15 protein-coding genes are annotated in these 12,896 nt (G+C 50.4%); 9 read left to right on the top strand and 6 right to left on the bottom strand.

Going from position 1 to position 12,896, the window contains the following annotated elements; all coding sequences use genetic code 11:
• Positions 1 to 24: 24 nt before the first annotated feature.
• On the bottom strand, positions 25 to 690 hold the full coding sequence (locus J1G48_RS11095; protein ID WP_000968968.1) for a MarC family NAAT transporter: 666 nt from the start codon (positions 688 to 690) through the stop codon (positions 25 to 27).
• Between the two features lie 258 nt (positions 691 to 948).
• Here J1G48_RS11095 and marR point away from each other — a divergent pair, with 258 nt between their 5' ends.
• From marR to marB, 3 genes are read left to right on the top strand one after another with little or no spacing between them, the layout of a single operon-like run.
• Positions 949 to 1,383 carry a multiple antibiotic resistance transcriptional regulator MarR gene (marR, locus tag J1G48_RS11090; protein WP_000843434.1) on the top strand — a complete coding sequence of 145 codons (435 nt, stop codon included), beginning with the start codon at positions 949 to 951 and terminating at the stop codon, positions 1,381 to 1,383.
• Positions 1,384 to 1,402: 19 nt separating this feature from the next.
• Entirely contained in the window at positions 1,403 to 1,786 is a 384-nt protein-coding gene (gene marA / locus J1G48_RS11085; protein WP_000091194.1) for an MDR efflux pump AcrAB transcriptional activator MarA, read from the top strand.
• A gap of 28 nt (positions 1,787 to 1,814) precedes the next feature.
• The gene (gene marB, locus J1G48_RS11080; protein ID WP_000783049.1) at positions 1,815 to 2,030 is read left to right on the top strand and encodes a multiple antibiotic resistance protein MarB; all 216 of its coding nucleotides are present in this window, start codon (positions 1,815 to 1,817) and stop codon (positions 2,028 to 2,030) included.
• 118 nt (positions 2,031 to 2,148) lie between these two features.
• Here the strand turns inward: marB and eamA are convergent, their stop codons facing one another.
• The gene (gene eamA, locus J1G48_RS11075) at positions 2,149 to 3,051 is read right to left on the bottom strand and encodes an O-acetylserine/cysteine exporter (protein WP_000987750.1); all 903 of its coding nucleotides are present in this window, start codon (positions 3,049 to 3,051) and stop codon (positions 2,149 to 2,151) included.
• Positions 3,052 to 3,278: 227 nt separating this feature from the next.
• On the opposite strand from eamA, the gene ydeE reads away from it, so the two are divergent.
• Together ydeE and mgtS are read left to right on the top strand one after the other, a co-directional pair.
• Positions 3,279 to 4,466, top strand: a complete 1,188-nt coding sequence (gene ydeE / locus J1G48_RS11070) for an efflux MFS transporter YdeE (RefSeq protein WP_001068051.1) — start codon at positions 3,279 to 3,281, stop codon at positions 4,464 to 4,466.
• Positions 4,467 to 4,713: 247 nt separating this feature from the next.
• Positions 4,714 to 4,809 carry a protein MgtS gene (gene mgtS, locus J1G48_RS11065; RefSeq protein ID WP_000901531.1) on the top strand — a complete coding sequence of 32 codons (96 nt, stop codon included), beginning with the start codon at positions 4,714 to 4,716 and terminating at the stop codon, positions 4,807 to 4,809.
• A gap of 347 nt (positions 4,810 to 5,156) precedes the next feature.
• Here mgtS and J1G48_RS11060 read toward each other — a convergent pair whose 3' ends face one another.
• The gene (locus J1G48_RS11060) at positions 5,157 to 5,549 is read right to left on the bottom strand and encodes a YdeI family stress tolerance OB fold protein (protein ID WP_000776351.1); all 393 of its coding nucleotides are present in this window, start codon (positions 5,547 to 5,549) and stop codon (positions 5,157 to 5,159) included.
• 427 nt (positions 5,550 to 5,976) lie between these two features.
• Here J1G48_RS11060 and J1G48_RS11055 point away from each other — a divergent pair, with 427 nt between their 5' ends.
• Positions 5,977 to 6,504 carry a 2-oxo-tetronate isomerase gene (locus J1G48_RS11055; protein ID WP_001235355.1) on the top strand — a complete coding sequence of 176 codons (528 nt, stop codon included), beginning with the start codon at positions 5,977 to 5,979 and terminating at the stop codon, positions 6,502 to 6,504.
• Positions 6,505 to 6,639: 135 nt separating this feature from the next.
• On the opposite strand, the gene J1G48_RS11050 is transcribed toward J1G48_RS11055, so the two are convergent.
• Positions 6,640 to 6,822, bottom strand: coding sequence for a general stress protein (locus J1G48_RS11050; protein WP_000807638.1), 183 nt, complete (start codon positions 6,820 to 6,822; stop codon positions 6,640 to 6,642).
• A 343-nt stretch (positions 6,823 to 7,165) separates the two neighbouring features.
• Positions 7,166 to 9,208 (bottom strand): peptidyl-dipeptidase Dcp, encoded by a 2,043-nt coding sequence (gene dcp / locus J1G48_RS11045; protein WP_000106251.1) that lies wholly within the window; start codon positions 9,206 to 9,208, stop codon positions 7,166 to 7,168.
• 138 nt (positions 9,209 to 9,346) lie between these two features.
• On the opposite strand from dcp, the gene ydfG reads away from it, so the two are divergent.
• The 3 genes from ydfG to ydfZ all read left to right on the top strand — a co-directional run bounded on the left by ydfG (position 9,347) and on the right by ydfZ (position 11,294).
• The gene (ydfG, locus tag J1G48_RS11040) at positions 9,347 to 10,093 is read left to right on the top strand and encodes a bifunctional NADP-dependent 3-hydroxy acid dehydrogenase/3-hydroxypropionate dehydrogenase YdfG (RefSeq protein WP_000636564.1); all 747 of its coding nucleotides are present in this window, start codon (positions 9,347 to 9,349) and stop codon (positions 10,091 to 10,093) included.
• A gap of 129 nt (positions 10,094 to 10,222) precedes the next feature.
• Positions 10,223 to 10,909 carry a GntR family transcriptional regulator gene (locus J1G48_RS11035; RefSeq protein ID WP_058662145.1) on the top strand — a complete coding sequence of 229 codons (687 nt, stop codon included), beginning with the start codon at positions 10,223 to 10,225 and terminating at the stop codon, positions 10,907 to 10,909.
• Positions 10,910 to 11,090: 181 nt separating this feature from the next.
• On the top strand, positions 11,091 to 11,294 hold the full coding sequence (gene ydfZ, locus J1G48_RS11030) for a putative selenium delivery protein YdfZ (protein ID WP_000989267.1): 204 nt from the start codon (positions 11,091 to 11,093) through the stop codon (positions 11,292 to 11,294).
• A 66-nt stretch (positions 11,295 to 11,360) separates the two neighbouring features.
• On the opposite strand, the gene J1G48_RS11025 is transcribed toward ydfZ, so the two are convergent.
• Complete coding sequence (locus J1G48_RS11025) at positions 11,361 to 12,827, bottom strand: mannitol dehydrogenase family protein (RefSeq protein WP_001181268.1); 1,467 nt, start codon at positions 12,825 to 12,827, stop codon at positions 11,361 to 11,363.
• Between the last annotated feature and the right edge of the window lie 69 nt (positions 12,828 to 12,896).

The following is a 12,896-nucleotide window of genomic DNA, read 5'->3' as shown; positions in this document are numbered from 1 at the left end:
GTTTCCGGCAGACGAAAATGCGCCTTAGTGGTACGTTTTAATAATTTCCAACACGCCGTTGATAATAAATTGCACGCCCATACACACCAGCAGGAATCCCATTAAGCGGGAGATCGCTTCAATCCCCCCTTTACCCACCAGCCGCATAATAGCGCCAGAACTGCGTAAGCATCCCCACAGGATCACCGCCACGGCAAGAAAAATAATCGGCGGCGCGACCATAATGACCCAGTCGGGAAACTCGCCGCCATGACGCACCGTGGAAGCGGAACTGATGATCATTGCGATGGTCCCCGGTCCTGCGGTGCTTGGCATAGCCAGTGGAACAAATGCAATATTAGCCGTCGGTTCGTCTGCCAGCTCCTCCGATTTGCTTTTCGCTTCCGGCGACTCATGCGCCTTCTGCTGCGGGAAAAGCATTCTGAAGCCGATAAACGCCACGATTAACCCCCCGGCGATCCGTAGCCCTGGAATCGAAATACCGAAGGTGTTCATAACTAACTGCCCGGCGTAGTACGCCACCATCATAATAGCGAAGACATAAACCGAAGCCATATAGGACTGCCGGTTGCGTTCCGCACTATTCATATTGCCCGCAAGGCCAAGAAACAGCGCCACGGTGGTTAGCGGATTGGCTAACGGGAGCAGTACGACCAGCCCCAATCCAATCGCTTTAAACAAATCCATCATAATACTATCTCTTACCCATCAGCGTTTCATGAACCGGAAGTATAAAGTGATATTGCCCAGGCGCGCCATTTCGCCAGTGTGCAAGTCAATATTCTTTACAACCTATAACCTGTAATTATCAATTAGTTACAAGTTATCACAGCACAATACCCCGGACGCCTTTTAGCAAATCGTGGCATCGGCCAATTCATTTAGTTGACTTATACTTGCCTGGGCAATAGTATCTGACGAAATTAATTACTTGCCGGGGCAACCATTTTGAAAAGCACCAGTGATCTGTTCAATGAAATCATTCCGCTGGGTCGCTTGATCTACATGGTAAATCAAAAAAAAGATCGCCTGTTAAATAACTATTTATCCCCGCTGGATATCACCGCAACACAGTTTAAAGTGCTTTGCTCGATACGCTGCGCGGGATGTATTACCCCGGTTGAACTTAAAAAAGTGCTGTCTGTCGATCTCGGCGCATTGACGCGAATGCTCGACCGCCTGCTGTGCAAAGGCTGGATCGAAAGACTGCCGAATCCTAATGACAAACGCGGCGTACTGGTGAAGCTAACGCCGGACGGCGCGGCAATTTGTGAGCAATGTCATCAACGACCAGGGCAAGACCTGCATCAGGAATTAACAAAAAACTTAACGGCGGACGAAGTGGCAACGCTTGAGTATTTGCTCAAGAAAATTCTGCCGTAGACAAAAAAGAGGTATGACGATGTCCAGACGCAACACTGACGCTATTACTATTCATAGCATTTTGGACTGGATCGAGGATAACCTGGAGTCGCCGCTCTCACTGGAAAAAGTGTCTGAGCGTTCAGGATATTCCAAATGGCACCTGCAACGGATGTTTAAAAAAGAGACCGGTCATTCATTAGGCCAATACATCCGCAGCCGTAAAATGACGGAAATCGCGCAAAAATTAAAAGAGAGCAACGAGCCCATTCTCTATCTGGCGGAACGCTATGGCTTTGAGTCACAGCAAACATTGACCCGGACGTTCAAAAACTACTTTGATGTGCCGCCACACAAATACCGGATCACCAATATGCATGGCGAATCACGGTATATGCTGCCGCTGAACCATGGCAACTACTAGTTTGTTTATGCGCCACGCGAAGAGCACTATGAAAATGCTGTTTCCCGCCCTGCCGGGTCTGTTACTTATCGCCTCCGGATATGGCATTGCAGAACAAACTTTGTTACCTGTGGCGCAAAATAGCCGCGATGTGATGCTGCTGCCCTGTGTAGGCGATCCGCCAAATGACCTTCACCCCGTGAGCGTGAACAGCGATAAGTCAGATGAATTAGGCGTGCCCTATTATAACGACCAACACCTTTAACCTCTTTGCCCCGTTTTGCGGGGCATTTTTTTAGTACCGTCTGGCGATGACAAGTCCGCCGCTATTACCTCGCGGCATGGTCTGAAATTAGCGTTTGTCTTCTTAGTAACATAATGCCTCATCCCCTGACGCGGGCAGTACGGCGCACACGAAATCCAAACACATTGATATAGAGTCCAGCCATAATCAGTACTGCGCCCGCAAGCTGCATCCCGGTCAACGTTTCCCCGAGTAACACCGCGGCGCTCGCCAGCCCGACTACCGGCACCAGCAATGATAACGGCGCCACGCGCCAGGTCTCATAGCGCCCCAGTAACGCGCCCCAGATGCCGTAGCCAAGTATAGTGGCGACAAAAGCCAGATAAAGCAGCGACAATATCGTCGTCATATCGATGGTAATAAGGCTTTGCGTAATGTGATCCGCCCCCTCCAGTAGCAGCGATGACAGCAGGAACGGCAGGATCGGGATCAGCGCGCTCCAGACCACCAGCGACATCACCGCCGGGCGCGGACTATGTTGCATAATTTTTTTATTAAAGATATTGCCGCAGGCCCAGCTAAATGCCGCCGCCAGAGTCAGCATAAATCCCGACATCGCTATATGCTGTCCGTTGAGACTGGCTTCAATCAATACCAGTACACCTATAATCGCCAGGGCGATCCCCGCTAACTGCTTACGTTGTAACCGCTCACTAAAAACAAACGCCCCCAAAGCCATGGTAAAAAAGGCCTGCGCCTGTAATACCAACGACGCCAGTCCTGCGGGCATACCAAACTTTATCGCGCAAAAGAGAAAGGCGAACTGCCCAAAGCTTATCGTCAGCCCATAGCCCAGCAACAGCGTAAGCGGGACTTTAGGCCGGGCGACAAAGAAAATTGCCGGAAACGCCACCAGTAAAAATCGTAATCCTGCCAGCAATAATGGCGGCATATGGTGCAGGCCTACTTTGATGACAACAAAATTGAGCCCCCATACGACAACCACCAGTAACGCCAAAAAACCGTCTTTACGCGACATCATCGGCCCCTGTCATTATTAAAATTTTGTAAAAAGGTAAGTTATCGGAAATCAGTGCGCCATAACAGGACTTTTCTTTTTACCGTGAGCATGGCATTGAACAACACACGATGGGCAAAATCCTGCGTTATGGTATGTTAAGACTACGCTATAGCGTATAGACATCATGCTTTTGCGGGCACGGTAGATTAAAACGTCCCGATACGTAACCTCCATTTCAGGCAGGAAAAATGAATCCAGGATTGAGACGTTCGACGTTGGCTCTACTCGCCTCATCGCTGTTATTGACAATTGGACGCGGTGCCACGCTCCCCTTTATGACCATCTATCTTAACCGTCAGTACGGTTTAGGCGTGGATCTGATTGGCTACGCGCTGACCAGCGCGTTAACGATCGGCGTCATCTTTAGTCTTGGCTTTGGGATTCTGGCGGACAAGTTTGATAAAAAGCGCTACATGTTACTCGCGATTATCGCCTTCGCCTGCGGATTTATCGCCATCCCAATGGTGCATAATGTCGTACTGGTTGTCCTGCTTTTTGCGCTTATTAACTGCGCCTATTCGGTTTTTTCTACCGTCCTGAAGGCCTGGTTCGCCGATAACCTCACCGCGACAACAAAAACACGGATTTTTTCGCTCAATTATACCGTACTCAATATCGGCTGGACGGTTGGCCCGCCGCTCGGCACGCTGCTGGTGATGCAAAGCATCAATTTACCCTTCTGGCTTGCCGCCATCTGTTCCGCATTCCCGCTGGTCTTTATTCAGGTATGGGTGACACGATCGGTTGCCGCCAGCGAGGGGAAAAATGCCGCTATCTGGTCTCCCTCCGTTCTGCTGCGCGACAAAGCATTATTGTGGTTTACGCTTTCGGCATTTCTGGCCTCCTTTGTGGGGGGGGCCTTTGCGTCCTGTATTTCACAGTACGTTATGGTCGTTGCCGATAGCGGCTTCGCGGAAAAAGTGGTAGCCGTCGTCCTGCCGGTTAATGCGGTTATTGTGGTCAGTTTGCAATACGCCGTGGGCCGTCGACTTACCGCCGTCAATATTCGACCAATGATGACGACCGGCACCGTCTTTTTTATCGCCGGGCTCATCGGATTTATTTTTTCAGGCGACAATCTGTTTTTTTGGGGGCTTTCAGCGGCAGTATTCACGATTGGCGAAATTATTTATGCCCCCGGCGAATATATGTTAATTGACAACATTGCGCCTGCCGGGATGAAAGCCAGCTATTTTTCAGCGCAATCGCTGGGCTGGCTGGGTGCGGCGGTAAACCCGCTGGTCAGCGGCGTCATCCTGACGACGCTTCCCGCCTGGTCGCTTTTCGTTGTCCTGATAATCGCCATTGTGTTCGCATGGGCACTGATGTTAAAAGGAATGCGGATTACCCCTACGCAACAGGCTATCACCTGTTAATTATCTGCAGCCAGTCATGTGCGCCGTTTCTGGCGCACCGGGTTAACCCTATATATTGCAGGCTAATTATCTGCTGTCACTGCGGTAATTCAGGAATATTCCTGGGCGCTGACGAAAATATTCTAATGCTTTACCCTTCCAGTAAAATAAATACGCAATTCAGACTTTGCTTAAGTATAAATTAGTACTATAGTCTGTACGAGGTTTTTTAAAAAAGAGGATGCACGCTAAAATAAGGAGAAACGAGATGTTAGGCAGTATTAACCTTTTTATCGTTGTATTAGGAATTATTTTATTTTCCGGATTTCTGGCCGCCTGGTTCAGTCATAAATGGGATGATTAATGAACGGAGATAATCCCTCGCAGAGCCGGCCCCTTGCTGCATCGTTGCGCAAGGGGCCGCTTTTGTCTGGATGGCAGGCAAAAAAAAACCGCCGGTTCACCAGCGGTAAATGCTTGCATGGATAGATTTGTGTTTTGCTTATACGCTACCGGGCAAATTCTTGCGAGGATAACGGATCGCTAACGACTGTAGCACCGTCAATATCAATGAAGCTTAAACGATACGCAACCAGACCTGAATAAGACATTATGGGACCTTTTGTCCCCCAGGCGCTTTTACAAGACCCATGGTATCAGGCCAGCCGCGTGCCCCGTATGGCTGACCTGGAGATTGCCGGTTAGCGCGCGTTATTTTTGCAGTCGGTTCACGCGGACAAGCGGTTCCTTCGCTTTCTTGTCCAGACTACCGTTAATGTTGATCATTTGATCCGGCTGAACTTCCCGCCCATCAAATACGGCGGAAGGAATTATCACGTTAATCTCGCCGGATTTATCACGAAATACATAGCGATCGTCACCTTTATGATCAATAAGGTTGCCGCGCAGCGAAACGGTCGCGCCATCATGCAGGGTTTTTGCCTGTTCGATGGTCATTTTTTCTGCATCATCCGTACCGCGATAACCATCCTCAATAGCATGAGGCGGCGGCGGTGCCACGTCTTTTTTTAATCCCCCCTGATCTTCCGCTAGCGCGTAAGGCATTATCAGAAAACTTAAAAATGCAGCCACCTGTAGTTTCATGCTCTCTCCTTAATAACGTCTATTTGACGTATTAAGTCTGGCCGCTATTTTTAGTTTTTACAAACATGAATTTACCCGCAGAATATTAAGCAATAAAATCAACCCATCCGGATTAATATGCAACCGACATCAGCGCCGGTGAGCGCGAAAGCGTAACGGCGTAATAGAGAACTTGCCACATAGCTGAAGTCATATGCATCAACGTTTTGATAGCAATTCAGATTAATCGGCTTTATTTTTTGAGGATAATGGCCTTACGCATAATCAATGACAGTCATCGCCGTAAGAAAGTAAGCAAGTTATGCAACAGCGGGTTTGTTGGTAACTGGATAAAATAATCATTCACTGACAATGTCATAAAATAAATATGCCATACTTGAGAAGAACGAACAGATTTCTTTTGTCTCTGGTAACGGAAAAATAAACGATGAGATTAGAACAGCACGATATTGTCACCCTTGATGAAGCCGAATCCGTCGATAGCCTGACAAAAAAACTTGGTGATTTACTGGTTAACCAGAAACTCCGTCTGACCACTGCAGAATCCTGCACTGGCGGGAAACTGGCTTCAGCATTGTGCGCAGCAGAAGATACGCCCTCATTTTACGGTGTGGGGTATGTCACCTTTACTGATGAAGCCAAAGCAAAAATCTTACGCGTACAACGCCACAGCCTTGCCGAACATACCGCCGTCAGCGAAGCGGTCGTTACTGAAATGGCACAGGGCGCTAAGGATCAGGCTGAGGTCAATATCAGCATAGCGATCAGCGGCTATGGCGGTCCGGAAGGCGGCGAAGATGGCACGCCGGCGGGCACCGTTTGGTTTGCCTGGAATATTAACAATACAACTTTTACAAGCCGACAACATTTCAACGGAGATTGTCAGGAAGTATTAGAAAAATGCGTACACTTCGCCCTCGCTGAATTGCTTTTTCTGTTAACGAAGAAAGCATAAACAATAATTTCATCTGACCGGTCAGAACAACTCCCGGTCAGAACAACTCCCGGTCAGAATAAAAAAATGCGAGCCTATGGCCCGCATCGTATGTGCAATATTTCAGAATATATTTACGAAATATCAGGAGTAAAATTAATTGCCGGATTTCCGTCCGCCACTGTGGTTATTCTGGCCACCTTTTTTACCCGCTTCAGATGCACGTTGTGGGTCGTTTTTAAAGTTCCCACCGCTATGCTGGCCGCCTTTACGACCTGCTTCTGAGGCTTTCTCTTTATCTTCTGCAAAATTACCGGAACCGCCGCGATGTTCTGCCATAATATAATCCTCATGATGATGTTGCGTTTTAAATATGATATGTCTTCTCATATCATGTGATACAGTTCTAAATCTAGTCGCCCTGTGCGCAGTGTCAAATTCATTTCTGCATTATTTACATAATACCATCACATGGCGGAAAATATATTTTTTAAAACATCAGCAGCGAAGCGGTAATAAATCTTTGGCAATCAAGCCACCACGGGAAAATAAGTAGAAAAATCCGAATGCACGCCCTCTTTATATTCAGACAATTTAACCCCATAAATTTAACTGGCTGTCATCAGAAGTGCAGGATTCATTTTCAGGCGGTTGTTCGACAGTGCCGAACAACCGTATCAGCTTAGCGATCGAGCCCACGATATTGCAACATGGGGTCAATATGCGGTTCATGTCCACGCCAGGCTGAATAAAGCGTTTCTAAATCAGTACTATTCCCCCGGGAAAGGATAGCATCACGAAAACGCTGCCCGTTTTCACGCGTCAGGCCGCCCTGCTCTACAAACCATTGATAACCGTCATCCGCTAACATTTGCGTCCACAGGTAGGCGTAGTATCCCGCTGCGTAGCCGCCGCCGAAGATATGGGCAAAATAACTGCTGCGATAGCGGGGCGGCACTGCCGGTAAATCAAGATGCTCGGCGGCCAGCGCCTGCTGCTCGAACTCAGCGACAGACTGCTCTGCTACGCTCTCCTCCAGCATATGCCAGCGCATATCCAGCAATGCGGCGCCGAGCAATTCAGTCATATCGTAACCTTTATTAAATAAACTCGCCTTGCGCATTTTTTCCTGTAAATCAGCGGGCATTTTTTCACCGCTGTCGACATGACGCGCGTAGCGTTCGAACACGCGTGGATGGCTCGCCCAATGCTCATTAATCTGGGAGGGAAACTCGACAAAGTCGCGGGGCGTATTGGTACCTGAAAGCGTGGCATAGCGCTGAACGGCAAACAAACCATGTAACGTATGACCAAACTCATGGAAGAGCGTAATAACGTCGTCCCAAAGCAGTAATGCAGGCTGCCCATCAACCGGTTTCTGATAGTTACATACATTGTATATAACGGGCCGGGTTTCATTGAGTGTGGATTGCTCGACAAAATTCCCCATCCACGCGCCGCCGCTTTTCGAGTCCCGCGCGAAGAAGTCGCCATAAAATAACGCCATGCCGACACCATCGGAATCGAAAATCTCCCACACCCGAACATCAGGGTGATACACCGGAATGTCAAAACGCTCGACGAAGGTGATGCCGAATAGCTGGTTGGCGGTCCAGAAAACCCCCTCTTGCAACACCGTATTTAAGGCAAAATAGGGCTTCAGTTGCGCTTCATCTAACGCATATTTTTCCCGCCGTACCTGTTCGGCATAGAACATCCAGTCCCAGGCCTGAACGGTGTAGCCGCCCTGCTCACCATCAATGACGTTCTGAATTTCCGCCTGTTCATTGAGTACACGCTGACGCGCTGGCGGCACAATGCCACGCATAAAGCTCAGTGCGGCTTGCGGCGTTTTCGCCATCTGATCGGCCATTTTCCATGCGGCATAATTGGGGAAACCCAGCAGTTTTGCCTGACAGCGACGAATCTCTACCAGACGCTGAACGATAGCGCGGGTATCGTGGGCATCTCCTTTTTCCGCCCGAGTCCATGACGCTGCGAATAAATTTTCGCGAGTCTGGCGATCGCGCAGCGTAGCAAGCGCAGGCTGTTGCGTCGTATTAAGGAGCGGAATGAACCAGCGCTCCTCCAGGCCTTTTTCACGCGCCGCTTCAGCAGCGACGGTCATTTCTTCCGGGCTTAATCCTGCCAGGCAATGCGCGTCATCGACCGCCAGCCCGCCCGCTTTACTTGCCGCCAGCAGACGCTGATTAAACTGACTCATTAAGGTCGCGGATTCAGTATTCAATACCTTCAGTTGCGCTTTATCCTCTTCGGCAAGCTGCGCGCCTGCCAACACAAAACGCTGATGGATCACATCGACCAACCGTAGCGACTCATCATCCAGCCCCAGTGAGTGACGCTGTTGCCAGACGGCATCCACGCGAGCGAATAACGCGCTATTCAGATAAATATCGTTGGAGAGCGCCGCCAGCTCGGCAGAAAAGGCCTCATCCAACCGCTGGAGTTCATCGTTAGTGTGCGCGGCCGTCATCGCGAAAAAAATGCTGGTGACGCGTGACAGAAGCGCCCCGCTTTGCTCCAGCGCCAGAAGCGTATTCGTAAAGTCAGGGGCCGCCGGATGATTGACGATGGCCTCGATTTCCACGCGTTTTTGCCGAACGCCCTCATCAAAAGCAGGACGATAATGGCAATCTTTGATCCGATCAAAACGCGGTGCCTGATAGGGCAACATACTCTGGTCTAACAAAGGATTCGTCGACATTTTTCACTCCTGAAAATAGGTTGATCATAAGAGTAAGCTTCCCCCTATGCTGACCGCAACCGTGTTAACCAGGATTACCCTTTCATAAACGCCGCGTGCTATGGTAATACAACACAAAAAGCGTTGAGGAACTGTGTGATGATCGTTTTAGTAACTGGAGCAACCGCAGGGTTTGGCGAGTGCATTGCACGCCGTTTTGTTGAGAATGGACATAAAGTCATTGCCACGGGACGTCGTCATGAACGCCTGCAAGCGTTAAAAGATGAGCTTGGCGAGAACGTATTGACCGCCCAACTGGACGTGCGCAACCGCGCGGCCATCGAAGAGATGATGGCCTCTCTGCCTGCGCAGTGGCGCGATATTGATGTGCTGGTCAATAACGCCGGTCTGGCGCTGGGTCTTGAACCGGCGCATAAAGCCAGCGTAGAAGACTGGGAAACTATGATCGATACTAATAATAAAGGCTTAATTTATATGACCCGCGCCGTGCTGCCAGGAATGGTCGAACGTAATCGCGGTCATATCATTAACATCGGTTCAACCGCCGGCAGTTGGCCTTATGCTGGTGGCAACGTCTATGGCGCGACGAAAGCCTTTGTGCGCCAGTTTAGCCTGAATTTGCGCACGGATTTACACGGCACGGCGGTTCGCGTGACCGACATTGAACCGGGCCTGGTTGGCGGTACCGAGTTTTCCAGCGTTCGTTTCAAAGGCGACGATGAGAAAGCGGGTAAAACCTACGAAAATACCACCGCGCTCACGCCAGAAGACATTACCGAAGCGGTATGGTGGGTGGCCACACTCCCCGCGCATGTGAATATTAATACCGTTGAAATGATGCCTGTTACCCAATCTTTCGCAGGGCTCAGCGTCCACCGTAGCTAAGAGGTTATACCCGGTCTGCGGGCCGGGTAATCCCTGGCAAACGTATCTGCAACCAGAAACATGATCGGTATAGACCGCCACGGAAAAGTGGTAGAGTATCCGGGTCAACCGCCTAAAAAGTAAGAATGAATGACCGTCGAAACGCAGTTTAACCCTACACAGCCTGTCAACCAGCAAATTTACCGTATTCTTCGGCGTGATATCGTGCATTGTCTTATCCCGCCTGGCACGCCGCTATCAGAAAAAGAGGTCTCAACCCGTTTTAACGTTTCGCGTCAACCGGTGCGCGAGGCTTTTATAAAGCTGGCGGAAAATGGGTTGATTCAGATCCGCCCTCAGCGCGGTAGTTATGTGAATAAGATTTCGCTTTCTCAGGTACAGAATGGCTGCTTTGTTCGGCAGGCGATCGAATGCGCGGTGGTCCGCCGTGCGGCGGCGATGATCACCGACAACCAGTGCTATCAACTGGCGCAAAACCTGCACCTGCAACATATTGCTATCGAGCGCAAACAGATTGATGATTTTTTCCAGCTTGATGACGATTTCCACCAAAAGCTGGCGCAGATCGCCGATTGCCAGTTAGCGTGGGATACCATTGAAAATATCAAAGCGACAATCGACCGGGTTCGCTATATGAGTCTGGATCATGTTTCTCCGCCGGAGATGTTGTTGCGCCAGCACCATGATATTTTCTCCGCGCTGGAAAATCGTGACGGCAATGCGGTTGAGAGCGCAATGACCCAGCATTTGCAGGAAATTAGCGAATCCGTCCAGCTTATCCGTCAGGAAAACAGCGGCTGGTTTAGCGAAGACTAACCCCCCTTTAACGTCGGGGTGAGACGCCTTCTCCGCTTTCTCACCCTGCACATTCCCGCCTAAAAAGCCGTGAGCTTGATCAAAAACAAAAAAAATCCGCAACGATAAGCGTATTTATATGTCGCCCGTCATGCGGGGAAACCTGCGGGCTTTGGCAGTAAGTTTGAAAGGAGAAAACACGATGATGACATACGATCGTAACCGTAACGCAATCACTACCGGTAGCCGGGTCATGATAAGCGGCACGGGTCATACCGGGATTATCAAAGCCATTGAGAGCGAAGGTCTGGATGCAGGTCAAATTCGCCGCGGCAAAACGGTGATTGTCGAAGGTTGTGAAGGTAAATTCGCGCCGGTTGAATTGATTCGTCTTGGCATGAACTGATACCACAGGCCGCCAGGAACCGTTCCGGCCTTCCCGGTAGCATAATGCTACCGGGTCTCTGTTACGCTATTTCAAGCGCTCGGCATATTTCGCCACGCTCGCTTTCGCGCCATATGTCAGTAAACTGTCATAGGCTTCTTGCACTTTTTGCGTAAACCGCTCCGCCTGCGGCAAATCGTTGCCGAAAATTTCAGCCATTCCCAGCAGCGCCTTAACACGACTGGCGCCTTCTTCACTGTTTGCCACGGCGCGCTGAATAACCGGCAATAGCGGATCGCTGACGTCGATCGCCTTACCCTGCTCATCCACGCCGCCAACGTAACGCATCCACCCCGCCACGCCCAGCGCCAGCAAATCAAAATCGCTATGATTAGCAAGATGCCAGCGAACGGAGTCCAGCATACGCTGCGGAAGTTTCTGGCTGCCATCCATCGCAATCTGCCAGGTACGATGACGCAGCGCCGGATTACGGTAACGCGCAATCAACTGATCGGCATAACGCTGTAAATCTACCCCCTGGACTTTCAGCGTGGGCGCCTGCTCGCGTAACATTAACGCCTGCGCGGTCAGACGATAGTTGTCGTCAGCCATGCAGTCATTAATATGCTGATAGCCGGCAAGATACCCCAGATAAGCCAGGAATGAATGACTGCCGTTAAGCATTCGCAGTTTCATCTCTTCAAACGGAACCACGTCGGCGACCAACGTCGCGCCCGCGTTTTCCCACAGCGGACGACCCGCCACAAACGTATCCTCTATCACCCACTGGCGAAACGGTTCACAGGCAACGCCCGCCGGATCGCGCACGCCGGTCAGTTGTTCGATTTTATCCAGCGTCTCCGGCGTGACCGCAGGGACAATCCGATCAACCATGGTTGACGGAAATGTCACGTTTTGCTCGATCCATATCGCCAGTTCCGCATCCACCTCCCGGGCGTAAGCCGTCACAACCTGACGCGTCACATGCCCATTTTCCGGCATGTTGTCGCAGGACATCACGGTAAATGCCGGTAAGCCTGCGGCTTTACGACGCGCTAACGCTTCGACAATAATACCCGGTGCCGTTAGCGGTTGATGCGGATTTTGCAGGTCGGCGGCAATCATGGGATGTTCCAGCAGAAGTTGGCCCGTGGCTGGCGAATGACAATACCCTTTCTCGGTAATGGTCAGAGACACAATCGCTATTTGCGGTTCGCACATCGCCGCCAGCACACGTTCCAGACCATCAACCTGAACATGCAACGCCGCTTTGACGACGCCCACCACACGCGCCGTCCAGGCTTCCGCCGACATCTCCGCCACGGTATAGAGGTTATCCTGCTGCTTTAGATCGGCAATCTGCTGTTCGCCGCCAATAAGATTAACCTCATAATAGCCCCAGTCGCTATGCTGCTCCGCAGCCAGAATATCTGTATAAACCCCCTGATGCGCGCGATGAAACGCGCCAAAACCGAGATGGACCATCCGCGCCACCAGCGCCGCACGATCGTAATCAGGAAGCGTCGCCTTTGCCGATAAAAGCCTGTTTTGCATTTTATAACCTCTATATTCTGAAAGCGGAACAGTCGCAGAGTAACGCCTGCCCTGGTACATTTGGATTTA

The sequence above is a fragment of the Salmonella sp. SAL-020 genome (assembly GCF_017372215.1).
Lineage (GTDB): Bacteria > Pseudomonadota > Gammaproteobacteria > Enterobacterales > Enterobacteriaceae > Salmonella > Salmonella enterica.
This window is presented reverse-complemented; position numbering and strand designations above follow the sequence as displayed.